Source organism: Shewanella sp. 10N.261.52.F9, from assembly GCF_041471165.1.
In the GTDB taxonomy this organism is placed as follows: Bacteria; Pseudomonadota; Gammaproteobacteria; order Enterobacterales; family Shewanellaceae; genus Shewanella; species Shewanella marinintestina.
This window is the reverse complement of sequence record NZ_JBFRNX010000001.1, coordinates 209,934-236,416: the sequence shown is the minus strand read 5'-3', so window position 1 is coordinate 236,416 and position 26,483 is coordinate 209,934. Positions and strand designations below refer to the sequence as shown.

Here is a 26,483-nt window from a genome sequence, read left to right as displayed (position 1 = left end):
CGTTCCACCTTTTTAGAGTGCAAATATGTATAGTTTTGAGCAGTTGAAAATCTTTGTCACCGTATGTGAAACCGGCTCTTTCTCAGCCGCAGCGCGTAAATTAAAGCGCGCCCAATCTGGGGTGAGTCAGGCGATTTCTAACTTAGAGATAGCGATTAATCAGGAGTTGTTTAGTCGTGACAAGAATACGCCCATATTGACCGATAATGGCAAAGCTTTGCTGCCGATAGCCTATTCAATTTTGCATCAGCAGCAATATTTTGATCAAAAAATAGTATCGCTTAGTCAAGAAGATGAACATGAATTGGTTATCGCCGTTGATGAAAGCTTAATGAGTGATGAACTGCTGGCTATGTTAACTCCGTTAGCTGATAAGTATCCGGTAACCCACTTTGAGATAATTTCCGATTCAACCTTTGATGTTGAAGAGTTGGTTCGTGATGGCAAGGCGCAAATAGGCATAGTTTACGCTGACGGTGAGCTTAAAGTTGATATGGATTTTTTTACCCTTGGGCAAGCCAGATTTCTAACCATTGCAGCGCCTCAGCACGAGTTAGCCAAACTGCCGCTAGTGCAAGATTCTGATCTAAAGTCTTATCGTCAGTGCGTACATCGCAGTGCCAAACAGCGCGAGCTGTGGTTTAGTTATGCGATTAGCTCGCGACTGTGGTACGCCAATACTCATCAAATATTAATTAAGCTGGTTGAGCAAGGTGTAGGTTGGGCTGTAGTGCCTGAATCATTAGTTGAGAGCAGCATTTCAAGAGGAGACGTTGTAGCGCTCCCCGTTGCTCATGAGTATCACGGCTGGCTCACTGCAGTGGGCTGTATTGTGTCTCGCAGTCACGGCTCAGGCCCGGTGCTTGAAAGCGTAATTGAGATTTTACAGGATAAGCTTTTAAGCAATGAACAGTGTAATTAAGCCGACTGATTTAGCTAACGAGACTCAGTTAAAGTCGCTGTAAAGCTGGTTAAGTTAGCTTTCTCTCTATCCATAACCGATAGCTCGTGCTGTTTCAGTAATTGCAATTTGTCGGCACTAACAGGCGTAATGGCCTCAAGGTAACTTAAGGCTAAATTGGCAAATAGCTGGCTGAAAATAAGCTTAGCTCTAGGCATATGAAACTCAGAGGTTACTACGCAAAGCTCACGGCATTGCAGCTTTTCAATAATAGCTATGGCCAAGGTGGCATCTTCAAAGGTAAAGCGACTAAGTGCGATATCAGTAAATGCAGTTTCAGGCACGCCTTGGCCGATTAAGTAGCGCTGGCCATATACAGCGTGCGGCGTGTCAGTTTGATTAAAGTGAGCGCCAAAGCCGCCAGTTAGTAGCAACTTACTGGCCGGAGATTTCCGATATTGCTTTAGTGCCGCTTGGCAGCGAGATAGGGCAATATCAGATAAGTGACCTTGGTTATCGTTGGGCGAGCCCAGTACTATGATTACAGAATGAGCTTTTGAATTAGCCGCCTGATAGCTACTCACTTTCGTCTTTTCCTTGTTAGCTTTAGTTTTATCTTTGTCTTACAAAGGTATTTTGTACTAAATGATCGAGTAAGCGCTCAGCCTTAACATGTTTAAATTGTAGTGGTGCTACGAGCTCGCCAAATAGTGAAATACCGCCGCCGAGTAATACAGGTATGGTGGTAATAATCAACTCATCAATTAAATCATGCTGTAAGAAGCCCTGAATGGTTTTGCCGCCATCGATATAGAGCTCATGATAGCCTTGAGCATTGAGTTGCTGAATAACTTCCGGTAATGGACCATTAACCAAAAACACCTTACCTTCAAGTCCGTCAGGTACTTGGGTTAAGGTATTACTGAGAACAAATACCGGCTTATTATAAGGCCAATCTATACCAAAACTGAGCACAATTTCTAGGGTATTACGCCCCATCACCAGCGCATCAATGCGTGTCATAAAGTCACCAAAGCCGAGATCTGAACCGTCAGGATTTGGAATGTCGTGCAACCAGTCAACATTGTTGTCTCTGTCAGCAATAAAGCCATCAAGGCTAGTGGCGATATAAACGATATTGGTCATAGCTATTCCTTACTTAAACACTGCTTTTATATTAAGTGATAAGTCTAGTAGTGGGGGCGTATAGTGACTTTATAAGCTTAGATTGAACTGATTCATATCATCTATGCAGACGATATCTTTTATACAGATCCTGTTAGCTAGCTTAATCGAGTGTTACTTGTAAAGTTGCAAAATAAAACTTATTCTACGCCGTAGAATATCTAAAGTTTACCGAGAGTGATTTATGACTGTCAAGCAAAAGAAGCGCGGCCGCCCGGCAAGTTACGTTGAACAATTGAGCCAAGAAGCGATAATTAACAAGGCTAAAGGCTTGATGTTAAGCGATGGAAAAATGCCAAGTATTCGGGCATTAGCCAGTGCACTATCGGTCGATGCGATGGCGATATATCATTACTTTAAAAACAAAGATGCGCTGCTTGAAGCGATTACCACATCATTAGTGAGTGAGATTTATCAGCCTGAAAAAAGTGATGATTGGCAAGATGCTTTGATGGCGTTAAGTTGCAGTTACCTTAACTTATTACAACAGTATTCAGGTTTGTTAGAAACCTTGTTATCTATGCAATCAAGCGGGCCAGCAGAGGTGTTTATTAATCGCTTTAGCGAGATATTAAAACCGCTGGATTTAGATGAAACACAGCAAACCGATATTTTATGTTTATTGGTGGATTACCTGCATGGTTTTGCGCTGGCTTATCGCTGTAATAATACAACACAGACTTTAGGTGTTGAGGCGATAAAAGGGCCGCTAACACTGATTTTTAAAGCGATAAAATAGAAGGTTGAGCAAGGTAATCACGGTAATAGTTTTTAGCAAAAGTGCCCATAAATATGAGCACTTTTTACTGGATGGCACTTTTATTGGGCACCGATAATCCTTATTGCAAAGACAGCGATGTTTTAAAACAGCAGCGGCGTTTGTTTGCCTGGCTCCATCACCACTACGGGATCATAATGCCAAACCTGTCTTACTGTTTCCGCGGTTAAGGCTTCGCTAGGTATGCCATCACTGACAATGCAACCATTTTCGAGTACCACTAATCTATCGGCGTAACGTGAGGCTTGGTTAAGGTCGTGCAGCACCACAATCACCGCGTAGTTATGTTCATGAGCAAGACTGCGCGCTAAACCAAGCACTCTATGTTGCTGGGCTAGATCGAGTGCAGAAGTGGGTTCATCTAATAACAAAATGGGTGGCATGTCTGATTGAGCAAGCTGGGTTAAGACTCGAGCTAACTGTACCCGCTGTTTTTCTCCACCGGAAAGCGTAGGGTAACTGCGCTCTTTTAAGTGCGACAGTGCGACCTGCTCAAGCTGTTCAGCAACAAGCCTTTTACCTTGTTGTTGATTAAGAGACAAAGGATACAAGCCCATCTCTACTACTTCGTGTACCTTAAATGGGAAGGTGAGAGAGGCATGTTGCGGTAAAACCGCTAAGGATTTTGCCAGTTGTTGTCTGTCCCAGTGGGCGATGGATTTGCCGTAAACCTCGATGTTTCCTGCTTCAATCTCAACATCCTGACAAAGGCTTTTGAGTAATGTTGATTTACCCGCGCCATTGGGCCCAAGTAGCGCGGTAACTTGGCCTGCTTTTAGAGTGAGATTAATATCTGTGAGTACCGGCTTATGGCCGATACGCACCGATAAATGACTCACTTGTACAGTGGGCGAATTGCCCTGACTATCTTGCTCTTGTTGATTCATCATAGCTATCGCAACCTTAAACTAAGCGGTGACGCTGCTTTAAAAGCAACACGATAAAGAAGGGCGCGCCAAGCAATGCCGTGACTAAGCCGACAGGTAATTCTGATGGTGCCACTAACGAGCGTGCACCAATATCAGCTAGTGCTAATAAAGCTGCACCCAGCATGGCACTAAGTGGTAATAGCTGTTTATGGTCAGGCCCCACCATCATGCGCACTAAGTGCGGAACAACAAGCCCAATAAAGCCAATAATGCCGGTTGCCGCCACTGAAATTCCCACCCCAATGGCGCACAGTACGATTAGTCTGAGTTTTAGCTTATCGACATCCAAGCCTAAGTGGCGGGCCTCTGCTTCGCCCAGTAATAAGGCATTTAGCGCTTTGGCACTGCGATTAAACTGCCAACTCACTAAGGCGAGTGCGATTAAGCTTAAAATTACGTAATGCCACTGCGCGCCAGCAATTGAACCAAGCTGCCACAGGGTAAGATCGCGCAGCGCCATATCGTCGGCCATATAGGTGAGTAAGCCTATACCTGCGCCTGCTAATGCGGCAATGGCAACGCCTGCGAGTAGCAGTAACACAACAGAGGTGCCACTTGGGCTACTGGCAAGACGATAAACAATCAAGGTGGTTGCAAGTCCGGTAATAAAAGCACTTAGCGCGACCATGTATTCGCCGCCTTGAGGGAACAACACAATACAAATTGCAGCGCCTAATGCCGCACCTGAAGACACGCCAATAATGCCAGGATCAGCAAGTGGATTTCTAAATAAGCCTTGCATCACTGCGCCGCACTGGGCGAGTACTGCACCAACAGCAAGTGCTAATAAAGTACGCGGTAAGCGCACGTTATCGATAACCAGTTGCTCGTGAGGCGCCACGCTGCCCAGATCTAGCTGAGTGGCCCAATTGATCACGGCGCTAAAGCTCACCGAGGGGCTAATTTGTAGTGGACCTATGCTGACAGACATCAGGCTCGTTATCACCAAAGCGGCGAGTAAACTGGGCCAAAGCCAACGACGATTATCCATGGGAACTTCCTAGTGTTTATATTGCTGGTTACCGAAACTAGTAGTGCTTTACGCTAATAAAATCGCTAGCCAATTTGTCGGCAGCTTCAATCGCGCTTAAGCCTAAACCGCCTAGCAGCGCTTGAGGTTTGAGCGATTGAATATGTTTGTTCTTACCCGCAGGCGTGTGCTCAAGTAATGGCATCTGTTTCAGCAAATCATCAATTGGACTGTCAATGGTTTTATCTGAGCGATTAGAGATTAGAATCACATCAGGCTGCAGTGATAAAATGCCTTCCTGAGACACAGATTTATAGCCACTAAAACCTGCAATGTTTTTGCCGCCAGCTAGCTTAATAATGATGTCTGCTGCAGTATCATCGCCGCCAACGCGGGCTGGTCTATCTGGCTGAAGCAGTAAAAATAACACTTTAGGCGCATCGCCTTGTTTAGCAATTTGTTGCTGCTTTTGCTCTATTTGCACGAATGATTGATTAACTTGCTCTTGCAGTGTTTTCGCCTGAGCTTCGCGGTTAAGCAATTTGCCCATTTCATTAATATTGCTGAGTAATTGTGGCTGGGTATGCGCATCAGGTAGCTGGATAACATTGACTTTAGCGCCACTAAGCACATCAAGGGTTGCCTTTGGCCCCATAGCGTCGGTGCCAAGCACAAGGTTTGGCGACAAGGCTAAAATACCTTCTGCACTTAGCATGCGGTGGTAACCTAGTTTTTCAACTTTATCGAAACCTTTTGGCAGTTGGCTGGTGGAATCAACTGCGACCAGCTCATTGCCAGCATCTAAGGCGAGCACTAATTCTGTTACTCCAGCACCTGCGCTGACAACTCTCGGTGTGCTGGATGATTTGTTTTCTTCGCCATGCTCATGATCTGCGTGCGCCATTACTGATTGGCTAAATGCCAATGTCGAAAGTAGAGCAAGGCTGGCTAATAAGCGGTTGTGGCTGTTATTAAAGATTCTTTTACCAAGCATGGGTAACTCCAAATTAATCAAAACTATTTAATATAAAAATATAAATAAAATTAGTGTGTTGGTTCGATAATCGAAATCGAACGACAATACAAATAAGTACAAGGATGTTGAGGCGATTAAGGCTCCATTAAAATCTGAGTATTTGTAATGTTCTGGCGCTGCATCGCAGCTAATACCGTCATTAATGGCTGCACGGGGGCTGTTTTGTCGGCGGCAATAACCACCTTAGCTTTAGGGTTAGCTTTAAAGGCTTGAGTAAATGCTGCTTCAAAGGCATTAAAGTCACTAAAGCTTTGGCCATCAAGCGCCCAGTGCGGTTCAGTTTGCAGCACATTGATCGCTATATGTTTGTCTTGAGATAGTGCGCTGAGATTTGAGTCGGCTTCAGTGGGGACATCAACCGGCAAACTCAATAACTGGGTGTTTGCAGTTAGCAGTAAAAACACCAATACAATAAAAATGATATCGATAAGCGGGGTCAGATCTAAACCAAAGCTTTGGCTGCTTTCATCATTGCCAGCGCTGATCATGATGGTAAACCCGTTACTGGTGTTTTATTTAGCCCGGCTGCTTTATTTAGCCCCGCAGTCTTATTTGGCTCAGCAGTTTGGGACTGACAGCTTGCTTCTTTACAGGTAGCGGCTTTTGAACATAGCTGTGCAGCAGAGTCCGTACCGATACTCAAGGCTTGATCGAAGCCGTCTAACCACAGGTTGAGTAGGTTAAGCGCATGGGCTAACTTGCTGCAGCGTCGCTCAGCCCACAGAGTAAATAGGTGCGCCATGGTAATAGCGGGAACGGCGATAATCAGGCCTGCTGCTGTGGTGTTCATTGCAAGGCCTAAGCCAGACGCCAGTTGTGATGGGGTGACAGGGCCGTCAGACAAACCGAGTTGGTTAAACATCTCTATTAGCCCTAATACCGTTCCCAATAAACCAAGTAGTGGGGTGATAACACCTATGATATGTAGAACTTTTAGTCCCGAAAGTAGCTTACTTTTTTGCTTTACTAGCCAGAGTGAAACTATCTCTTCGCGCATGGCGCGCGGCTGCTCGCCATGGCTCAATAATAAGGCTGTGCCTTTGGCCAGCATGCTACGGCCTTGGCTTATTTGAGTCATTAAGGCTTGTCTTTGTTCAGGGGTTGCGCTGCGAGCCTGTTGGCGTAGCTGAGTGAGCCAGCTATCGCGTTTTGGCAGTTCATAAATCATGAGTGCTAAACGCTCAAGAATAATCATCAAGCCTAAGAAAGCGCAGATAAGTAACGGCCAAGTTAAGTAGCCCAGCTGTTCGATGAGTTGTTGGTATAAGGGTTGAGACATGGTGTTTCCTTGGCGATAACTTAGATATCGCATTAACGATATAAACAAATAAATGTGTATTGCGTCTTCCCTTAAACGCGTATTTAAAGCCTTACTTTCCCCGTAAGGTTTGGTGCATTAACGGCTTAATTCAGTTCGTTTGGCTAGATTTGAGCCGTGATTAATTCAATGCAAATTTCACTGGTACACGCACTGTGTAGGCATAAGCTCTTTGTGGTTTAGGCGCGGCGAATTGCCATTTTTCTACCGCACTTAGAGCAGCCTTATCGAGTAGGCGGTAACCAGAGCTGTCAACCAATGTTAGTGATAATTGCTCACCTAATTGGTTGAACATCACCTCAACTGTTGCTGTACCTTGAAAGCCTTTTTTACGAGCTTTTTTAGGGTAGCTAGGTTGCGCTGGTGGGCTGGCAAAGGTGGGCTGGCTTAATGCTACAGCTTGTTTGCTTACACCTTGTTTTGCGTCTACTTGTGCTTGGTTGTGGGCAGTTTGCGGCTCAAGCTTTGGTTCAAGTGCTGATTGTTTTGCTTTAGCAGTAGGCTTAGCTTTATGCGGTGCCGGTTTTTTCGGTTCAAGCTTAGCGACTTGTTTAGTTGGTTTGACTGTAGGCTCAACCTTTGGCTTAGGTTTGGCTTTAGGTTTAGGTTTAGTCGTAGGTTTAGTTTTAGCCTCTGTTTTTGCTTTGGCTATTTTTTTTGGCTGCGGCTTGGGTTCAATTTGGGTTTCTGCTGGCGAAATTTCAGGCTCAATGACTTTGGGCGCTTGGCTTGCTTGCATCGCTATCGATAGGCTAACAGCTTGATTAGACCCCATGGCAGAACCAGAAATGAGCTGCAGTTCTGGTTGGCTATTTTGTGAGGCAAGTACACCGCCTTGGATTAAAACCGTTAAGCAACCAAAAGCAAAATAACGTTTAGGTGTCATGGTGAAAACTCTTAGCCAATTAGTCTATAAATATTATTAATTAGTGCCGACTAAAGTAACTTGTTTGAAATGATGTAAGTTCAATTTGATAATCAGCCACTCGCTTTACAAAACTGACAAATGGAGCTGTTATTTACATAATTTACAAATAGTTATAAATACTAGTCGCGATAGTGTCTAAACAAGATATATCATATTGAATGAGATCGCAAATGATAATGATTTTCATTTGATCTATTTTTTTATCTCAGGTAAAGTGCCGAAAATAACAAAACGGTAGTCTTTAATTCTTAATCCTAACTAAGAGGATTCAAGATAAGACGCTATCAATACTTACCTTGAGGATTGAACCAATGATCAAGAAGCCTGTTGTAATCGCAATTGCGATGGCTCTTAGCTCTAGCGCTTATGCGGCGCAAACTCAGCAAGCCAATAAGCAACAAGTCACCGAATTTGATGAAGTGCTTGTTACTGCAACTCGCGTCAGCGAAAAAGCGTCAGAAACTAGCCGTAGCGTAGCGGTTGTGAGTGAAGAGCAATTGCAAGAGTCGCAACCAGCATCGGTTGCACAGGCATTGAAAAACGAAGCCAATATCAACGTGAGCAATGGCCCACGCGCTTCATCTCAAGGGGTTGAAATTCGTGGTCTAGGCGGTCAGCGAGTATTACAAACGATTGATGGCGCTCGTCAAAACACTAATTCTGGGCATCGCGGAACCTACTTTATGGACCCTGAGCTTTTAAGCTCGGTCGAAGTGGTTCGCGGGCCTGCAAGTAGCCTATGGGGCAGCGGTGCGATTGGTGGTGTGGTTGCGCAAAACACTAAATCAGCCTCTGACTTTTTAGATGAAGAAGACACTTTTGGTGGTTATCTAAAGCAAGGTTATGAGTCAAATGGCGATCGCATTAAAACCAGTGGTGCTATCTACGGTTTAACTGATACGCAGTCGGCTGGCAAAGTAGACTGGTTGCTTAATGGTAGCTACTACGACAGTAATAATATCAAAATTGGTAACGATCAAACGCTAGAAAATAGTTCGTCAGACGGTACCAGCGGTTTGGCTAAGTTTGGCTGGGAACCTACAGATGATCAGCGCTTGCAGTTATCTGCGCGTTTTTCAAATATTGACGAGCTGGTACCAAGTAACCCTTCTACTAATGTAGGTAGTTCGGTGCCTTTGGTTAAGCGTAAAACTGAAGATCAAAATGTGACTTTAGATTACAGCTTAAATCCTACCGATAATGCGCTGCTAGATTTAAACGCGACCTTGTACTGGAATGGTACCAACTACGATGAAGACCGCGTCACTAAAAATCAGTTTGATAGCACTGAATTTGAAACCTTAGGTTTTAGCTTAAGCAACGCCTCTACGTTTGGTAATACCGTGCTTACATACGGTGTGGATGGTTATCAAGACTCGATTAAAACAGTCCGTGACGATAGCGGCCAATCAGGTCAGCGTCCAGATGATATTGATGGCAACAGCACTGTTTGGGGCGCTTATACTCGCGCTGATATCGAACTCTCTGACAGCTGGTCAGTTGACGCCGCAGTACGTTATGACGCGTTTGAAAATGAAAGTAACAACCTGAATCAGTCATCAGACGATAACGCCTTCTCGCCATCAGTCGGGCTAGTATGGAAAACCACTGATTGGTTAACCTTAAGTGCTCGTTACGATCAAGCATTCCGTGCTCCAAGCATGGAAGAGATGTACTCAACAGGTACCCATTACTGCATTCCACCTATCCCAGGCTTCTTACCAAATGGATTATGTAACACCTTTGAAATCAATCCAGACTTGAAAGCAGAGCAAGCGGAAAACAAAGAAATTAAAGCCGATTTACGTTTTGCCAATCTTGCGGGTAATGACGAATTAGCAATTACCCTAAACGTATTTAGAAACGATGTTGATGACTTTATCGAGCAATCTGTTTCTGATCCGCTAATGGGGATCCCAGGCTTTGAGCAAACCACCTCTTGGAACAACGTTGATGAAGCTAAGCTAACCGGTTTTGAATTCAGTACTCGTTACCGTTACGAGCAAACTCGGGTGAGCTTTAACTACGGTCAAACCGAAGGTAAAGACAAAACGACTGATGAATACCTATCTAACATTCCTGCCAAGAAGCTATCGATTGATCTGTCACAAGGGATCATGGAAGGCGATATGAAGATAGGGACTCGCTTTAGTTATGTGGCAGAGCAAGACGAGTTACCTGTAGACAACCTTAATCAATATGACTCATACAAACTTTGGGATGTTTACGTGGCGTGGGAACCAGCCATGGGCACATTTGAAGGTCTAAGAGTCGATTTCGCAGTAGAAAACATCGGTGATGAGGAATATCGCCAAGCGTGGCAAACCTTGTATGAGCAAGGCAGGAATTTCAAATTGTCAGCGCGCTATAGCTTCTAAGTAAGCTAATTGAGAACGAGGTCGGCTCATTAACATGGGTCGACCTCTTTGCCGTTATTTTATAGGAGATATTCCATGTCTGTATCAATAGAGCAAATCCGTCAGCATCTAGAAGCTAATCCCGCGGCTATGCCTAGCCAAGTTGCAGCAGAACTCAACATCAGTGAATTTGAAGTGGTATCAGCACTACCAAGCGAGCAACTGAGCATATTACCGCTAGAGCAAAAAGATGTGCTGTTAGCTGAGTTACCAGAGTGGGGCAATATGACCACGATTATTTCAGCATCTGGCAGTATTTTTGAGTTTAAAGGCAGCTTTCCGAAAGGTAAATATGCCCACGGTTATTACAACTTAATCACTAAAGGCGATGGCTTACATGGCCATTTAAAGCTTGATGTCATTAGCGCGATTGCGCTTATCAGTAAGCCATTTAGGGGCACCGAAAGTCACTCAATCAACTTTTTTGGCCCACAAGGTGAAGTGGTATTTAAGGTGTATTTAGGTCGTGACAAAAAGCGCGTGTTATTGCCTGAACAAGTGGCACGATTTAATGAGTTAAAGCAGCAACTTGTCGTATCGGCTTAAGTCGAGTTACCTAATAATAATTTAGAGAGTAGAGTCATGACCACTGAAAAAGAACAGCGCTTACGTGAAAAGCTATTGCCAGAAATTGAAGAGTTTAAAGCCCAGCGTTCAACGCTGCAGTTAGCCACACAAGATGCTGATGGCGTACCCAACGCTAGTTATGCCCCTTTTGCTTTAGCTGATGATGGTTTTTATATTTTGGTTAGTGAACTTGCGCGTCATGGCACCAACCTAAAAGCGTCTAATCGTCTGTCGGTTATGTTGTTAGAAGATGAAGCGGAAGCTAAAAGCGTTTTTGCACGCAAGCGTTTAACGTTTGATGCCACTGCAGAATTGGTTGATCGCGACAGCGAAACCTTTACCAAAGGGGTTGCGGCATTATCACTGCGCTTTGGTGAGATGATTGATAACCTAGCAGGTCTTGGCGATTTCAATCTATTTAAGCTAAACCCGCATCATGGTTTATATGTCAAAGGCTTTGGTCAGGCATTTAGCTTATCAGGCTCAGAGTTGTTGGATGTTGACTGGAAGCGCGATGGTCACCACGGCATGCCTAAGGCTGAACTTGTTGATGAGGCAAGCTGATTCAAAAGGCTGAATAAGGTTACATTAATAAGGCTATAGCAATCAGAAAAAGACACTCGCCTATGGTACAAACATCTCGTTAAACCCTTTAGCGAGATAAATAAAAGTATTCTGATCTAAATAAACATTGCCCGTCTTCGTGCGGGTTTTGTTATTCTGCTGTTGTTTTCATTTTAACCTTACTTAAGGTTAGGGATATTGCATTGAATCAAAACACTTCTTCTGTCGCTAATGGCGATAGTCATTCAAAGGCTACGACGAATGACTCAGATAAACCTAAAAATACACCTCATGTAAGCCAGCGTGCAGTGCTGCCGTGGATTGGCGCATTTTTAAAGCCGTATCGCGCCAAAGTTATCACCGCGATTATCTTTTTGTTTATCGGTTCACTCGCTTGGCTATCGCTTGGTCAAGGCGTGCGCCTTATGGTCGATGAAGGTTTTTTAAAAGATAACGGTTCACGCTTAAATGAGATTATCTTGCTGGTCATAGGTATTACCGCATTGAGCAGTAGCGCAATTTTTTGTCGTTTTTATTTAATGACCTGGCTGGGTGAGCGCGTTAGTGCTGATATTCGCTTAAAGGTGTATGACCACTTACTGAAACTATCACCGGGTTTTTATGCCAAGCTGAGAACCGGTGAGGTGATCTCCCGTTTTACTGCCGACTCAACCTTGTTGCAGTCTGTTGTCGGTTCAAGCTTGTCGATGGCGCTGCGTGCCAGTGTGACTGTGCTAGGTGGCATCGTCATGATGGCGATTACTAGTTTTAAAATGACAGGTTTAGTCTTGTTAGCCGTGCCTATGGTACTTGGGCCTATTTTCTTCTTCGGTCGTAAGGTGCGTGACTTATCACGTAAAAGCCAAGATAAAGTTGGGGACTTAGGGGCTTATGTTGATGAAACATTGCATGAGATCCACACCGTGCAAGCTTATTCTCATGAAGACCAAGACCGCGCCTTGTTTAATCATCGCGTTGAAGCAGTGATGGATGCAGCCAAAGGCCGAATTAAGTACCGCTCAATCCTTATCTCACTGGTAATGTTTTTAAGTATTTTAGCCATAGCTTTAGTGATGTGGGTTGGCGCGCACGATGTCATGAGTGGGGCGATTAGTGCCGGTGAGCTGTCGGCCTTTATGTTTTACGCGGTAATGGTGGCAGGCTCTGTGGCAACCATCAGTGAAGTGATTGGCGAAATTCAACGTGCGGCTGGTGCTACTGAGCGTTTGATTGAGCTCATTGAAACCCCGATAGATATCCCTGTGGTAGAAAACCCACTTGGGCTACCAACGCCCGTGCGCGGTGAACTGCAGCTTAAAAATGTACGATTTAGCTATAGCAATATGAGTGATAGTGTTGATAGCAGCCTTGAGCCTTTTTTTAATAACAACAACGAAGTCATTCGTGGCCTCAATATTGATATCAAGCCCGGTGAACGTGTGGCACTGGTTGGCGCTAGTGGCGCCGGTAAAAGTACCTTATTCGAATTACTACAACGCTTTTATGTGCTCGATAGCGGCTCGATTGAACTTGATGGCATAGATATCGCCAAGCTGACGCCACAAATTCTGCGACAGCAATATGCTCTGGTGCCACAAGAGTCAGTAATTTTTGCGACTAGCGTACTAGAGAACGTGCGTTATGGCCGCCTTGATGCGAGCGAAGCAGATGTAAAGCAGGCTTGTATTGCTGCCAAAGCTGATGAGTTTATCACTGAGTTTAGCGACGGCTACCAAACCTATTTAGGCGAGCGCGGCGTACGTTTATCTGGCGGGCAAAAGCAGCGAATTGCGATTGCCAGAGCAATATTAGCTGATAGACCAATTCTGTTATTAGACGAAGCGACCAGCGCGCTCGATGCGGTGAGTGAGCATAAAGTTAAACAAGCACTCGATAGCTTGATGACAAGCAAAACAACGCTGATTATTGCCCATAGGCTAGCAACGGTTATCAATGCCGACCGCATTTTAGTGTTAGATAAAGGTCAAGTAGTGGCTAGTGGCACCCATCAACAGCTGATGCTAAGCAGCGAGCTTTATCGTGAATTTGCCAGCTTGCAGTTATTAACTGAGCAAGACTAAGTGAAGACAGATTAAATATTTTTGACGCTTAGTTAAACTTTATAGCGCTGGTGAACGTATTGTTATTTAATGCGTTTATCAGCAAAAAATAGAGAGAAGAATATGCGTTTGATAATGATGTTCAGTTTACTGTTTTTATCTGCCTGCACGAGTTTACCAAGCGGTATAGAGCCGGTTAAAGGCTTTGAGTTACCGCGCTACTTAGGCACTTGGTATGAAATAGCGCGTCTTGATCATAGTTTTGAACGCGGACTTAATCAGGTGACTGCGACCTACTCGATGAAAGACGATGGTGGCGTGCAGGTGATTAATCGCGGTTTTTCAACTGCCGAGCAAAGCTGGGATGAAGCTGAGGGCAAAGCCTACTTTGTTGATAGCCCAGATATTGGCCATCTTAAGGTATCTTTCTTTGGACCATTTTATGGTGCTTATGTGGTGTATGAACTCGATACTAAAGATTACCAATACGCCTTCATCACTAGCTATAACCGTGACTACCTATGGTTTTTATCGCGCACACCGACTGTGGATGAAGCGCTAAAGCAGCAGTTTATCGAGCAAGCTAACAAGCTTGGTTTTGCCACGGACCAGATCATTTGGGTCAAACAAAGTTAGTTAGAATTAAAAACAATACAGACTAAAAAGGAGCCTTAGGCTCCTTTTTACTATCTGTGACTTAAACAGGCGACCTTGGCGCAGCTTATGTCGCTTTTACTTTTGAGCTACTTACGTAACTTTTACCTTGGAGCTACTTACGTAGCTCGCGCCTTAAAATCTTACCTACGGTAGATTTGGGTAGGGCACTAACAAATTCAATGATTTTTGGTACTTTATACGCGGTAAGTTGTTCGCGGCAATAGTGTTCAATTACCGTTTTAGCCTGCTCTATATCGCTATGTGGATCGCTTAATACAATAACCGCTTTAACCGCTTCACCGCTGCGATCATCGTTAACGCCAATCACGGCACACTCTAATATGCTGTCATGGTTTGATAAAACGTCTTCCACCTCATTAGGGTAAACATTAAAACCCGAGACGATAATCATGTCTTTCTTACGGTCGACAATTTTGTGAAACCCATCTTCTGTCGCTACCGCAATATCGCCGGTTTTAAAGAAACCAGCCTTGGTCATGACCTTATCGGTTTCAGCTTGGTTGTTCCAGTAACCTAGCATTACCTGCGGGCCAAATACGGCAAGCTCACCGGTTTCACCAATTGGAACTTCATTATCATCCATATCGAGGATTTTAACTTGGGTGGCGATCACCGGTTTGCCGATAGTACCAAGTTGCTCAAGCCCAGGTGAATTAAGTGATACCACTGGCGAGGTTTCAGATAAGCCATAACCTTCAGAAATGGTGCAAGCCGTTGTTTGCTGCCAAATGCTTGCCGCAGCTTGGGTAAGGGCGGTACCGCCAGAAATGGTGACTTTAAGGTGACTAAAGTCTAGCGCTTGAAATGCAGGCTGATGGCATAGACCAACAAATAGAGTGTTAAGACCGGCAAAGCCAGTAAATGGATAGTTTGATAACGTAGAGATTAAACCCGCAATATCTCGTGGGTTAGGGATTAAAACGGAGCAGCCGCCGCGCTCATAATAAAGCACCAAATTCACCATAAAGGCATAGATATGGTACACAGGGAGCGGTGCGACGAAGATCTCTTCACCTTCAATAATTCGGCTACCTAAGCGTGACTTAATCTGCATTGCGTTGGCAATTAAATTGCCGTGAGTCAGCATGGCACCTTTCGACAACCCTGTTGTGCCGCCTGTGTATTGCAGTGCCGCTATTTGGCCAAGTACGCTGATCACTGGCGCGTAGGTTAGCGCCTCGCCTTTTGCCAATACATCGCAAAAAGGTACTGTTGCAAAAGGCACTTCAGGTTGTGGTTGCGGCGCAATTAAGTCCATCGCATGGGTAGATATAACAGTTTCAATACCTGTTTTTTCTACTACCTCAGTCAGTGTAGGCAGTAGATCTGATAGAACCACTAAGACTTTAGCGCCGGAGTCATTAAACTGATGAATCAGTTCACGCTGGGTATAGAGAGGATTGGTATTCACCAGCACCATTCCAGCTTTGATAGCGCCGTAAGCGGCGATAACAAATTGGGTAATGTTGGGCAGCTGAATAGCAATTCTATCGCCTTGCACTAAACTCGTTTCTTGCTGTAAATAAGCAGCAAATTGGCGAGAGTAGCGATTAATTTCATTAAAGCTCGTTTCTTTACCAAGGCATGAATAAGCTGCTTTGTCGCCATAACGGGCACTGGCAAGTTCAATCAGATCGATAAGCGATGCATAGCGTGAGAGATCGAGCGTTAAGTCTGAGTCGTAAGCCATTGAAGTACCCTTTAGCTAGTGTGTTGATTGTTGGCGATTGATGCTTATATAAAATCAAACAGGCGTTTAGATTAGTGCGATTCTAGCAGAAAGGTCAATGGGCGAAGTTGAAATAAATTGTTTCCTGCTAATTGTATTGAATCGATGGGTATCAGTTTGTAAGGATTAGACTTTTTGCTCTAAATGTAAAGAGAGGTAGGTTCTAGGAAAGGTAAAGAAAGGTTCTAGGTGCTAGGAAAAGATCAAAGCAAAGAGGGTTAAAATAGAGACGGTTCAATCAAAGACGATAAAAGCTAAGGCGATTTTAGAATAGTCGAACATGACTACATCACTACAGAACGCTTCGCTTACAGGACGAGCAAAGTCTAAGGCTCTAGGAAATGCAAAGATAGGTTCTAGGTACAATGAAAGGTCCTAGAAAAAGATTAAGCAAAGAGGAAAGGTCGGAAAAGCAAAGAAACGCTAAAGGTAGTGATTTTTGCTTTTCCTAGTAGGGCGCAGGCCGTTCTCGCGGCGAAGCGCCCTAGGACCTAGATTCTATAACCTTTATCCTGAACTTAAATCGGTGCAAAGAAACTCGACTCTTGTGAGGCTTGGCCATAGTTGTGCTGCTCCGCCACGGTAAAGGTAATTTCATTGCGGCCACTTGGTAATTGTTCAGGCTCTGCAACCACTGTAATTGGGTAATCAAGTTGCTCTCCGGGCTTAATTTTCAAATTTACATCACCCATTACTCTATAGCCATTATTACCAGACACGTATATGCGATAAAGTCTTGCTTGCTGGGTTTTATTGCGGATCTTAAGGGTGAAGCTGTTTTCAATTTTATCGTCTAAAGTTTCGCGGTACAGGGTTTGTCGGTCGCGTAGTACATTGAGCTCAATGCTATTGCGATTATAAATATCGACAGCAATGACAGTGATCATGATTAGCGCTGCAACTCCGTAGCCTATGAATTTATATGATTCATAAAAGGGCTCCGCTTTGCCGGCTAGCGAGTTTTCACTGGTATAGCTGATAAGGTTCTGTTGATAGCCAAATTTTTCCATGGTTTGATTACAGGCATCAACACAAGCGCCGCAGTTAATACACTCATATTGCAGGCCATTTCGAATATCTATGCCTGTCGGGCACACATCGACACAGAGATTACAATCAACACAGTCACCTAATGAACTAGCTTCATTGCGCTTACGTGGACCTCGGCTCTCACCACGACTGGCATCATAAGTTACGGTTTTAGTATTGGCGTCAAACATTACCGATTGAAAGCGTGAATAAGGGCAGCAATGTAAGCACATTTGCTCGCGCATCCAGCCTGCGTTTAAGTAGGTGCATATGGCAAAGAACCAAACCCATATAGTTACCCAAAAGCTTGCACCAAAGCTGAAAATGTCGACATAGAGTTCTCGAGCAGGCACGAAATAAGCAATAAAGCCGCAACCAGTTAGCAAGGCTACTGCGCCCCAGGCACTGTGTTTTAAAGCGCGCTTCTTGAGTTTGTCTGTGCTCCAAGGTGCTTTATCTAGGGCGTAACGTTTATTACGGTTTCCTTCGATGCGAGTTTCTATCCACATATAAATAAAGGTCCATGCGGTTTGTGGGCAAAGGTAGCCGCACCAAATTCGCCCCCAGAACACGGTGATAAAAAACAGTAAAAATGCCGCAGCAATAAACACCCAAGCCAAAATCGTAAAATCTTGCGGCCATAATGTGGTGCCAAAAAAGATAAACTGCTGCTGGCTCAGATCAAATAATATCGCCTGACGACCATCGTAGGAGATAAACGGTAGCAGAAAAAAGAGCGCTACTAGCAAACTGTTCATGCCAGTTCTTAGCTGTTGAAACTGACCTTTTTGCTCACGGATATGGATCTTTCGATTAGCTGGCTGACTCGGTATTACAGTTACGGGGATCCGTTGCGCTTGAGCTGGACTCTCTATCGTGTTGTTCACGTTATTTTTTTGCATAAGGCTTCTCTACAGGACGCATTCTGTGTTCGCAGCACTTTTAGTGCAGCGTGGCAATATCGTTACTGACTGTATTTGCAAGCCTTATACCAAGTTTTTAGTGGTGTTAGTTATTGATTTTAAACAGTATTATTTGTTACAGGTTTTACGTGGGTGGCGATATATCGTGTGTTGGCGATATATCGCGATCTTTGAAGCTAAGAATAGAAAGCGTGCTTGATTTAGTCAGATGCTAAATTGGCCGAACAATTGCCAGTTTATTCATACGTGAACGCAAAGTACTTGGCGGCAAACCAAGTACAGCAGCGGCACCACCACTTCCCGAGATCCGCCATTGGGTCTGCTTTAGAATATTAATGATATGCTGGCGTTCGACCTGTTGCAGTGTTTGATTGCTGGCAACAGTTTGTGGGTTATCAAGTGGTGCAGACATTGTGAGCTGGCAAAACTCCAATACTGGGCCATGGGCTAGGATCATCTCCCGCTCCAGCACATTTTGCAGCTCGCGAACGTTTCCTGGCCAGCTATTTTGCATTAGTTTTTGCATGCCTTTTTGGCTGACTTGGCTCACTTTTTTACCCAGTTTACGGTTTAAATCTTGGATTAAGTGACTGACTAACTCTGGAATATCGCTCAAGCGCTGCCTCAGTGGTGGCACCACAATTGGAAATACATTTAAGCGGTAATACAGATCCATACGAAACAGACCTTGCTCGACACGCTTAAGTAAATCGTGGTGAGTGGCGGTGATAAGACGAATATCAACTTTGATGGTTTGGCTGCTGCCTACACGTTCAAACTCTTGTTCTTGAATGACTCTAAGTAACTTAGATTGCGCCTCTAAACTCAGCTCAGCCACTTCATCTAAAAACAGCGTGCCTTGATGGGCAAGCTCAAAACGACCCTTGCGGCGGCTGGTGGCACCGGTATATGCGCCTTTTTCATGGCCAAACAGCTCACTTTCTAATAGCGAACTTGAAAAGGCGGCACAGTTAACGCTGATGAGCGGTTTATCGGCACGATTACTTAATCTGTGGAGGTTACGAGCAACAAGCTCTTTGCCTGTGCCATTTTCACCACTAATGAGTACAGTGCTCTCCGTGTTTGATACTAATTTAATCTGTTGAATGAGTTGATTAATTGGCTGGCTACTACCGGATATTTCTACATCACCAGTACGATCGGCAAGCTCAAGCTGTAAGTATTGATTTTCAAAAGACAGCTTTTCAGATAGCGCTTGCACTTGCTCAAGTGCTTGCCTTAATGAGCGTTCTGTTTGCTTTTGAATACTTATGTCACGAAATATCGCGACTACACCCATCATCACCCCATCCTTGTATACTGGGGTCGATGTATAGTGCACAGGAAAGCTAGTGCCATCTTTACGCCAAAATACTTCATGGCTGATCTCACGAGCTGTGCCGTCTAATAATGTGTTGTAAATTGGGCAATCATCTTTATGGTAGTGGCTGCCATCGCTATGGCTATGGTGATGACAATCATGAATATTTTTGCCAAGCAATTCTGCCGAAACCCAACCTGTCATTCGTTCAGCCGCAGGGTTAATAAAAACCGCATTTCCGTCAAGATCAAACCCATAAATCCCTTCGCTGACTGCGTTTAAGATCAGTTGGTTTTCTGGTAAAAAGTTGTCGTGGTTGGTTTTGTCTTTAAGGTTAATGGCAGACATAAGCAGCCTAATAGAGAGGAGTTAATGTTCTGAGTATACGGAAAAATGGCGGGCAAAAAAATAAGGTCACGAAATAACGTGACCTTATTTTTAATCTCTAATATTGCTAATGTGTTAGCCAGAGCTAGCCTTTGGCTTTTTGTAGCCCTTGTAGGACAGATTCCATGGTGAGCTGGGTAGGTAATATGATGCCGTCGGGTGCCCCTGGGCCATAGACTTTATTATATGGTGTGCCGCCTCGCCCTTGAGTTCGCATATAGTCCTCAACAATGGCGTTAGGCTCAGTCCAATCGCCTAGCATTAAAATAATCTTGTCAGCCGCTAAGGCATTAACGATTTTTTCTCTGTGGGTTACGCCGACTTTATTGGCATAACAGATATTGCACCAGTCCGCGGTGACATCGACAAATACCGTATAACCTTGATCCACAAGTGGCTCAATTTGACTCGGAGTTAAGGTTTGCCAATGCAGCTTTTTATATGCTTCATAGTCTTCGCCATAGTTAATAAAGGCAAATACACTGCCGACGCATATTGTCATAAACCCTAAAACCACAATTACCCCATTAGGGATGATTCTGCCTTTAATTTTGAGCCAGATAAGTGAAGCAATACTTAAGCAAAGTAGGCTGAAAAAAATGGCGATGCTGATTGAAATCGTATCCATCAATACTCCAAAAAAATTATCTAAGGGCTACAGTGTTAGGCGCCTAAACAATAAAGCAGTAGCAATTGTAGCCAGCTTAATTAATGCACGCACTGTCCCAAGCTAACACTATTGTGCACCAGTTAAATGAAAATAACCTGAGTAACTCTCGCCTAATGCATTGAATATTGCAGGTAAGGTGTCTGTTTATGGTCGTAATAAACCAAGTTGGTCAGTAAAGGGTTATTAATATATATTGTTGCCACTTAATTACTGGCCATAGGCTGGGTATTCACAAGGGATAAAATGACTTTTAGTGCTTGGCTAGGTTTACTAGCAATTTGTTGTTTAGGCGCAATGTCACCGGGACCGAGTTTAGCCATGGTGGTGAGACACACTCTTGGTGGTGGCCGCGGTAAGGGCATTATTTGTGCCTGGGCACATTCAATCGGCATTGGCGTTTATGCCTTGCTAACCTTATTGGGTTTAGCGGTATTACTGAAACAAGCCCCAATGGTGTTTAACGGCATTGCTATTATTGGTGCACTTTATTTGGCTTATATGGGGGTACAGGCACTACGTTCTAAAGGCGGTATGTCAGATAAACTCGCAGCTGGTGAATCAACTGATGCATTAACCGCAGCGCGTGATGGTTTAGCTATTTCGCTATTTAATCCTAAGATCATGCTATTTTTCTTGGCGCTATTTAGCCAGTTCGTGATGGTGGCAGACAATATGACAGGTAAAGCATTAATCGTGCTGACGCCACTGGTTATTGATGGTTTGTGGTACACATTAATCGCGCTAATATTATCGCATTCAGCTGTGTTGCCAAAGCTTAGAGAGAAATCTGCTTTAATCGATAAACTGTCGGGTGTGGTGCTGATATTGCTGGCAGTGCGGGTGATTGTGTCGCTTTAGAACAGTCATCAAGATAAAAAACGCCATCATAATAGATGGCGTTTTTATTGGTTAATTGTTTTTAACCAAAGCAACTCAGGCTACATTGCACTAATGGCTTAAGAGTTGAATACCTGTACAGCATCATCTTTAGCTGCTTCAGGCTCAGGCTCGCGAGACTGCACAGGGTTTTTGATATGGTCTTCAAGGTTATCCGCAAGCATGGCTTTGTATTCATCGGTAAACCATGCAAGAGCATTGTCTTTTTCTGCTGCTAGATCAGATGATTTTAAAGAAGCTTCAAATGCGTTGAAGCGAGCAGCTGCGAAACGCATAGCTGTGCCGACTTTACCGACATCTTGTTCTTTACCTGCTAGTTCGTTTGCCAATGCAATGAATTGATCGGCTAGTTCAAAAATGGTGGTTTCTTTTTTAGCTTCTGACATCTTGCTTCTGCTCTTGTTTATCTAGGATAGTGTCTCGATTCTAACTTAAATGAGACATTAATGAATCATTGATATTAACTATTGGGATCTGAATCGGTAATAACGCTACCGTCACGAGAATCGTAATAGATAGACATGGTTTGCTCTGGTAAGTAGAAGTAGCGGCATTGGTCTGGGCCAATATAAGTGGCAAAGTATTCTGCACCATCAGTATTTGGAGAGCTGGTGACGACAGGGGGCTCTTGCATAATCGTGCGCCATACAGACATACAATCAGCAACGTTATTTAACCTTGGGCTCGATTCAAATGGTGGGTAGTTTTGCGCAGGAAAGCCCCATTGATTAATATCTAGCTGACCGTTACTGCCATCGCCAAATACTTGCAAATTATCAACTGGGCCAGAGCCACCTTTAGACGCCCATTTTACATTTGCTAAAGTGATGCCACCTTTAAATGCAGCGCCAGTTGCCTCGACTGTTGCGATTTGAGCATCTTGCTTTAGATTGATAAATTTTGGCGTAGCCACAACTGCTAAGATCCCTAAGACGATGATCACCACGACCATCTCAATTAGGGTAAATCCCAAGCTTGCAGTTTTTGTAGGCATGAATAATTCCTTTATTCTTTCAATCTTAATTTTATCGCTAACGAGCGAGCGCTATAGATTCAATATTAGCTGTTAGGATCCGAGTCCACCACAACGCTACCGTTATTAGAGTCGTAAGTTATCGATAAATTTGTATTATCTGAGTACTGATAGATACAGACTGCTGGCACACGTCCATTATATAGAGCTTTATAATCGGTTTCATCAGAGGCATTTATATCTGATACCGTAGGCTCATCGTTTTGCAGTACTATTTTCCATACTGAAATACAATCATCAACATTATCAAGCTGAGGTGAGGCTTCATTATCAGTATAAAAATGCTGAGCAGGCCAACCATTAGCATTAAAATCAACATGGGTATCATCAGTGTCGCCATATACTGGCAAGTTTTCAGCAGGACCACTCCCCACTTTTACAGCCCATACCGAGCGCGCTAAGTTAATGCCTGATTTAAAAGCTCCACCAGTGTTTTTAACTTGGGCAACTTGTGCATCTTCAGATAGGTTGAGAAATTTAGGTGCAGCAACAGCCGCCAAAATGCCCAAAATAATGATCACCACAACCAGTTCAATAAGCGTAAAACCTAACTGTTGTTTTGTTAATGGACCTAAACCTTGCATTATAAAATCATCAATTCGTAATAAGGTGGCTATATTAACACTGACAAGTTTTAATACCAATGATCAAAGGTTGGTTACTTGATTGCTTGTTGGGTATTAAAGTTTGCAGTTTGTTGTATTGGTTGGTGTTGTTTATGCGTTTATTCCGTCTGTTTGGTTGTCTGTTTTGCCGGCTAATTACAGATAGGTGAGCTTGTTTACATGGTAAACTTGGCTTTCTTCAGCTTTACAGGTTTTATTTAGAGGTTAATGATGGCAGTTAATAGTAGTTGGTCGACTTTTATTAAAGAGCAACAGCAGCAAGAATATTTTAAGTCCTTACAGCTATTTGTTGATGCAGAACGGGCATCGGGTAAAGTCATTTTTCCGCCTGAAAATGAAGTGTTTGCTGCTTTTGATGCTACGCCTCTTGATAAGGTGCGAGTAGTACTCATTGGCCAAGATCCTTACCATGGCCCCAACCAAGCTCATGGATTGTGTTTTTCGGTTAAACATGGCGTAAAAACGCCGCCCTCTTTGGTCAATATGTACAAAGAGTTGGCTACCGATATTGATGGCTTTATGGTTCCAGAACACGGCAACTTAAGCGCTTGGGCTGAGCAAGGAATATTAATGTTAAATACCGTATTAACGGTTGAGCAAGCCAAGGCGCATTCCCATGCTAAATCAGGTTGGGAAACTTTTACCGCCAACGCATTAACCCTGCTTAATCAGCAACCCCAGCCGATTATTTTTGTGTTGTGGGGGGCTCATGCGATTAAAAAAGGTAAGGGGGTTGATGCGCCGCAGCATGAGGTTCTTAGCGGGCCACATCCATCGCCATTATCAGCTTATCGTGGTTTTTTTGGTTGTCAGCATTTCTCTAAAGTTAATCAGCTTTTACAAGCTCGAGGTGAAGCCCCAATCAACTGGCAGGTATAACTTTATCTGAATATTGATACACTGCACTTGGAGTAATAATCATAGGTAACGGCACATCCCAATGCTGGCAGGGCAGGCTATCGACTTGCTGACAGTCGTGGGCATAACCTATCGGTAAAGGTTTACCGATACTTTGCCAGTTAGCGAGGGTTCTGTCGTAGTAGCCACCGCCCATCCCCATGCGGTTACCGTGCTTGTCAAAGGCGACCAATGGTGTGATCACTACATCTAGTTGATGAGTAAGCATCATCTGCGTGATATCTAACTTTGGTTCCCAAATACCTAAACTGTTTTGCTCTAATACACTATCAGCTTGATAGCGTAGGAAGAGTAAATTGCCCGCACTAAAGGGGTGTAATCGTGGCAGGTATACCGCAATATTATGCTGCCAAAGCATCTCTATTAATGGCTTGGTATCAAGCTCTCCATCATTGGTAAGATAAAGTGCTACACGGCGAGCGTTAAGTTTGAGTATGGTCGATAAAGAGGTATCTGTGGCCTGCTTTGAATCTGCAAATTGCTGCTCGGCCGACAAGCTTTGGCGCGCGAGACGAATCGTGGCGCGGATCTGCTTGCGATTTGCAGGGGTAATACTGTTGTGCGTTTTTGCTGGCATTTAAGACGACTCCTTTTGATAAATAGTCTAACTTTCAGAGTGGTTAAAAGCTACCGGTACAAAAATGCCGCTTAGTGCTAAAGAACCAAGCGGCATCGATTAAACTATTTCTCGTGACGAAGTAGCTTTAACGCTCCATATTCATCGACTTAAGCAGTACTGGACTGTTGTAGTCGGCCACGGCTGTTTTGGCATTTAACCAAAAACGTCGACGAGTTAAGAAGTAGCTACACAATATAGTCAATAAACCCAGTTCAATTAAGTTATGGCTCATAAACATTAATGCTGGCTCAATAATTTGGCCGATACCTCTAACGTACTTCACTTCAGCCGGCACTATGCCAAGTGCACCGTTGAGCATAGCGATACCAAATTGAAGGGCGACGTATAATGCTGCAGCAACAATTAAACCAATAGGCTTTAAGTACCATTTGCTCGGCCAGCTGAAGCCAATAACTAATAAATAAAGCCCTACAAATAAGGCGCCACCAGCTAATGCATTTACGAGAGCGGGCGTATACTGAAACGCTGTTAGGGTATTATAAAACAAGCTTAGGCCAATGTGAGGCAGCAACAGAGTAATACCTAATGCCAGAGCATAAGTTTTAGCTTTACCAATGTTCTTCCAATAACAGCGTTTTATCAGCTGGTAACTTGCGATAAACAGACCTATGACAAAGGCATAGTTGGCTAATGGGTGGACTCCAAACAGGGCAAAGTCACCCTTTAATAGTGCGACAATCCACTGTGGGTATTGCATTAAGCCTACACGGTCCTGAGTTTGCTCTGCAAACTGTGGAAACAGTAGCGCTATTAGTATACCTAAGGTAAAGAATAGGTAGGCATATTTAACTACAGCGCCTAACATCCTAGGGACAATGCCTTTTACGCTTTGTTTCTTAAGCTGGGTCACCAAAGTCTTATAGTTGGTTACTACGGCATCTTTGATATCTGTCGATACCCAATTCTCCTCTAATAACCCAATTTTGCTGCTCGTCGTATCGGCTTCTACGATATTTTTAATCGCAGGCGTGGCAAGGGCAATGGTGTCGTCTTTTTTATCTCCCGCGCCCATCTTTTGGGCGACTTTCCACACTGCTGGATCATAAACACCACCGGCGTCATGAGTTTTATTTTGTTTACCGGCAAAACACATTTTAGTGTCGACTTTGTCGATAGTTGCCGTGAATTGCAGTGTTGGCAAAATAGCACTAAAGGCATACACAAAGGTACAACCATCAAGGTCGCCTTCAACATCTACTTCGGTAATATCGTTAAAGCCGTGGATTACGTTAAGGCCGGTACGTTTGATAAAATCGCCAGTCCATTCATGGTAATCGCTACTGGTATGCTTCCATCTAGTGCTGCGCTTGGCTTCGCCATCGATAGTGTAGCTGTAATATAAGTAACCGCTGCCATCACAGGTACGGCAGGTGACGTCACCGCTACCATTACAAGTTGAACAGGTTTGTTTACCGCTGCCCCAACATGATGAGCAAGACTCTGTAGTGTAAACCGTACGTTGGTTGTAGCTGTCGTACTTACTCACACTGACACGGCCGCTACCACTACAAGAATAACAACTACTTTTTCCTCGGCCATTACAGCTGCTGCAACTTACACAACCAGAGCCTCGGCAATTGCTACAAATGTCTTGACCTACATAGGTATTAGGAGCTGAGTTTAAGCCAGTATTTTTGATTAAAAAGTTTTTGCTAATATCCGGCCCAAGGATCTTGATAAAGCGTTCGTTAAACAGTGGGTCTCGGCCACTGACATACTCTTTAGCTGCTTGGTTTGCTTCATGGCTTGCATCTGACGATGTACCACAGCTAATACCTGCAGGACGTCGTCCCCCATGGCTATGGGAGTTGACGCCAATTTCAATTCGCCAGCCAAAGGTAAAGTTAAGTTGAGGCTGTTTAGCTTGCTCATCGCTTAATACAACGGGTACATCTACACCGGTGAGTTCTTCACCGTTAGTTCTAATAAAGTCTTGAAATTGCTGTAATTGGCTCACGGCATACTTCCTATTTAATACT

The 26,483-nt window shown here is 44.0% G+C and carries 26 protein-coding genes; 9 read left to right on the top strand and 17 right to left on the bottom strand.

Translation table 11 applies throughout. The annotated features are described in order from the left end of the window. Positions 1 to 25: 25 nt before the first annotated feature. Positions 26 to 922, top strand: coding sequence for a LysR family transcriptional regulator (locus tag AB4298_RS00990; RefSeq protein ID WP_371985453.1), 897 nt, complete (start codon positions 26 to 28; stop codon positions 920 to 922). A 14-nt stretch (positions 923 to 936) separates the two neighbouring features. Here the strand turns inward: AB4298_RS00990 and AB4298_RS00985 are convergent, their stop codons facing one another. Further along, positions 937 to 1,485 carry a YdcF family protein gene (locus AB4298_RS00985; protein WP_371985452.1) on the bottom strand — a complete coding sequence of 183 codons (549 nt, stop codon included), beginning with the start codon at positions 1,483 to 1,485 and terminating at the stop codon, positions 937 to 939. A 28-nt stretch (positions 1,486 to 1,513) separates the two neighbouring features. Then, the gene (locus AB4298_RS00980; protein ID WP_371985451.1) at positions 1,514 to 2,047 is read right to left on the bottom strand and encodes a dihydrofolate reductase family protein; all 534 of its coding nucleotides are present in this window, start codon (positions 2,045 to 2,047) and stop codon (positions 1,514 to 1,516) included. A gap of 223 nt (positions 2,048 to 2,270) precedes the next feature. Between AB4298_RS00980 and AB4298_RS00975 the strand changes: the two genes are divergently transcribed. Continuing rightward, on the top strand, positions 2,271 to 2,825 hold the full coding sequence (locus tag AB4298_RS00975; protein WP_248998941.1) for a TetR/AcrR family transcriptional regulator: 555 nt from the start codon (positions 2,271 to 2,273) through the stop codon (positions 2,823 to 2,825). Between the two features lie 122 nt (positions 2,826 to 2,947). On the opposite strand, the gene AB4298_RS00970 is transcribed toward AB4298_RS00975, so the two are convergent. From AB4298_RS00970 to AB4298_RS00945, 6 genes are all read right to left on the bottom strand, one after another. Next, positions 2,948 to 3,754: a heme ABC transporter ATP-binding protein gene (locus AB4298_RS00970; RefSeq protein WP_371985450.1), complete on the bottom strand. Its 807-nt coding sequence runs from the start codon at positions 3,752 to 3,754 to the stop codon at positions 2,948 to 2,950. A 13-nt stretch (positions 3,755 to 3,767) separates the two neighbouring features. Then, positions 3,768 to 4,784 carry a FecCD family ABC transporter permease gene (locus tag AB4298_RS00965; protein WP_371985449.1) on the bottom strand — a complete coding sequence of 339 codons (1,017 nt, stop codon included), beginning with the start codon at positions 4,782 to 4,784 and terminating at the stop codon, positions 3,768 to 3,770. 37 nt (positions 4,785 to 4,821) lie between these two features. Then, complete coding sequence (locus AB4298_RS00960; protein WP_248998944.1) at positions 4,822 to 5,757, bottom strand: heme/hemin ABC transporter substrate-binding protein; 936 nt, start codon at positions 5,755 to 5,757, stop codon at positions 4,822 to 4,824. A 116-nt stretch (positions 5,758 to 5,873) separates the two neighbouring features. Continuing rightward, positions 5,874 to 6,287, bottom strand: coding sequence for an ExbD/TolR family protein (locus AB4298_RS00955; protein ID WP_248998945.1), 414 nt, complete (start codon positions 6,285 to 6,287; stop codon positions 5,874 to 5,876). Beyond that, entirely contained in the window at positions 6,284 to 7,078 is a 795-nt protein-coding gene (locus AB4298_RS00950) for a MotA/TolQ/ExbB proton channel family protein (protein ID WP_371985448.1), read from the bottom strand. Before AB4298_RS00950 ends, AB4298_RS00955 begins: the two co-directional genes overlap by 4 nt. Before the next feature lie 160 nt (positions 7,079 to 7,238). Further along, positions 7,239 to 8,003 carry an energy transducer TonB gene (locus AB4298_RS00945; protein WP_371985447.1) on the bottom strand — a complete coding sequence of 255 codons (765 nt, stop codon included), beginning with the start codon at positions 8,001 to 8,003 and terminating at the stop codon, positions 7,239 to 7,241. Positions 8,004 to 8,389: 386 nt separating this feature from the next. Here AB4298_RS00945 and AB4298_RS00940 point away from each other — a divergent pair, with 386 nt between their 5' ends. The 5 genes from AB4298_RS00940 to AB4298_RS00920 all read left to right on the top strand — a co-directional run bounded on the left by AB4298_RS00940 (position 8,390) and on the right by AB4298_RS00920 (position 14,289). After that, a complete protein-coding gene (locus AB4298_RS00940; RefSeq protein WP_371985574.1) occupies positions 8,390 to 10,423 on the top strand; it encodes a TonB-dependent receptor, heme/hemoglobin family in 2,034 nt (677 codons plus the stop codon). Positions 10,424 to 10,498: 75 nt separating this feature from the next. Beyond that, positions 10,499 to 11,008 (top strand): heme utilization cystosolic carrier protein HutX, encoded by a 510-nt coding sequence (hutX, locus tag AB4298_RS00935; protein WP_371985446.1) that lies wholly within the window; start codon positions 10,499 to 10,501, stop codon positions 11,006 to 11,008. Positions 11,009 to 11,044: 36 nt separating this feature from the next. Further along, a complete protein-coding gene (gene hutZ, locus AB4298_RS00930) occupies positions 11,045 to 11,593 on the top strand; it encodes a heme utilization protein HutZ (protein WP_371985445.1) in 549 nt (182 codons plus the stop codon). A gap of 203 nt (positions 11,594 to 11,796) precedes the next feature. Next, on the top strand, positions 11,797 to 13,674 hold the full coding sequence (locus AB4298_RS00925) for an ABC transporter transmembrane domain-containing protein (RefSeq protein WP_371985444.1): 1,878 nt from the start codon (positions 11,797 to 11,799) through the stop codon (positions 13,672 to 13,674). Between the two features lie 102 nt (positions 13,675 to 13,776). Continuing rightward, a complete protein-coding gene (locus tag AB4298_RS00920; protein WP_248998952.1) occupies positions 13,777 to 14,289 on the top strand; it encodes a lipocalin family protein in 513 nt (170 codons plus the stop codon). Between the two features lie 133 nt (positions 14,290 to 14,422). Here the strand turns inward: AB4298_RS00920 and AB4298_RS00915 are convergent, their stop codons facing one another. From AB4298_RS00915 to AB4298_RS00900, 4 genes are all read right to left on the bottom strand, one after another. Further along, a complete protein-coding gene (locus AB4298_RS00915) occupies positions 14,423 to 16,021 on the bottom strand; it encodes an AMP-binding protein (protein ID WP_371985443.1) in 1,599 nt (532 codons plus the stop codon). A gap of 557 nt (positions 16,022 to 16,578) precedes the next feature. Further along, positions 16,579 to 17,991, bottom strand: a complete 1,413-nt coding sequence (gene ccoG / locus AB4298_RS00910) for a cytochrome c oxidase accessory protein CcoG (RefSeq protein WP_371985442.1) — start codon at positions 17,989 to 17,991, stop codon at positions 16,579 to 16,581. Between the two features lie 232 nt (positions 17,992 to 18,223). Further along, positions 18,224 to 19,681 carry a sigma-54 interaction domain-containing protein gene (locus tag AB4298_RS00905; RefSeq protein WP_371985441.1) on the bottom strand — a complete coding sequence of 486 codons (1,458 nt, stop codon included), beginning with the start codon at positions 19,679 to 19,681 and terminating at the stop codon, positions 18,224 to 18,226. A gap of 124 nt (positions 19,682 to 19,805) precedes the next feature. Further along, complete coding sequence (locus AB4298_RS00900) at positions 19,806 to 20,348, bottom strand: thioredoxin family protein (RefSeq protein WP_248998956.1); 543 nt, start codon at positions 20,346 to 20,348, stop codon at positions 19,806 to 19,808. A 285-nt stretch (positions 20,349 to 20,633) separates the two neighbouring features. Here AB4298_RS00900 and AB4298_RS00895 point away from each other — a divergent pair, with 285 nt between their 5' ends. After that, the gene (locus AB4298_RS00895) at positions 20,634 to 21,248 is read left to right on the top strand and encodes a LysE family translocator (RefSeq protein WP_248998957.1); all 615 of its coding nucleotides are present in this window, start codon (positions 20,634 to 20,636) and stop codon (positions 21,246 to 21,248) included. 98 nt (positions 21,249 to 21,346) lie between these two features. Here the strand turns inward: AB4298_RS00895 and AB4298_RS00890 are convergent, their stop codons facing one another. From AB4298_RS00890 to AB4298_RS00880, 3 genes are all read right to left on the bottom strand, one after another. Next, entirely contained in the window at positions 21,347 to 21,673 is a 327-nt protein-coding gene (locus AB4298_RS00890; RefSeq protein WP_248998958.1) for a DUF3144 domain-containing protein, read from the bottom strand. Between the two features lie 74 nt (positions 21,674 to 21,747). Beyond that, a complete protein-coding gene (locus AB4298_RS00885) occupies positions 21,748 to 22,281 on the bottom strand; it encodes a type II secretion system protein (protein ID WP_248998959.1) in 534 nt (177 codons plus the stop codon). Positions 22,282 to 22,346: 65 nt separating this feature from the next. Further along, complete coding sequence (locus AB4298_RS00880) at positions 22,347 to 22,904, bottom strand: type II secretion system protein (protein WP_371985440.1); 558 nt, start codon at positions 22,902 to 22,904, stop codon at positions 22,347 to 22,349. Positions 22,905 to 23,156: 252 nt separating this feature from the next. Between AB4298_RS00880 and ung the strand changes: the two genes are divergently transcribed. Next, on the top strand, positions 23,157 to 23,825 hold the full coding sequence (gene ung / locus AB4298_RS00875) for a uracil-DNA glycosylase (protein ID WP_371985573.1): 669 nt from the start codon (positions 23,157 to 23,159) through the stop codon (positions 23,823 to 23,825). Here ung and AB4298_RS00870 read toward each other — a convergent pair. Beyond that, positions 23,809 to 24,441, bottom strand: a complete 633-nt coding sequence (locus AB4298_RS00870; protein ID WP_248998961.1) for a 5-formyltetrahydrofolate cyclo-ligase — start codon at positions 24,439 to 24,441, stop codon at positions 23,809 to 23,811. The two genes, ung and AB4298_RS00870, sit on opposite strands and share 17 nt — an antisense overlap. Before the next feature lie 127 nt (positions 24,442 to 24,568). Next, the gene (locus AB4298_RS00865; protein WP_248998962.1) at positions 24,569 to 26,461 is read right to left on the bottom strand and encodes a DnaJ-like cysteine-rich domain-containing protein; all 1,893 of its coding nucleotides are present in this window, start codon (positions 26,459 to 26,461) and stop codon (positions 24,569 to 24,571) included. Positions 26,462 to 26,483 lie beyond the last annotated feature (22 nt).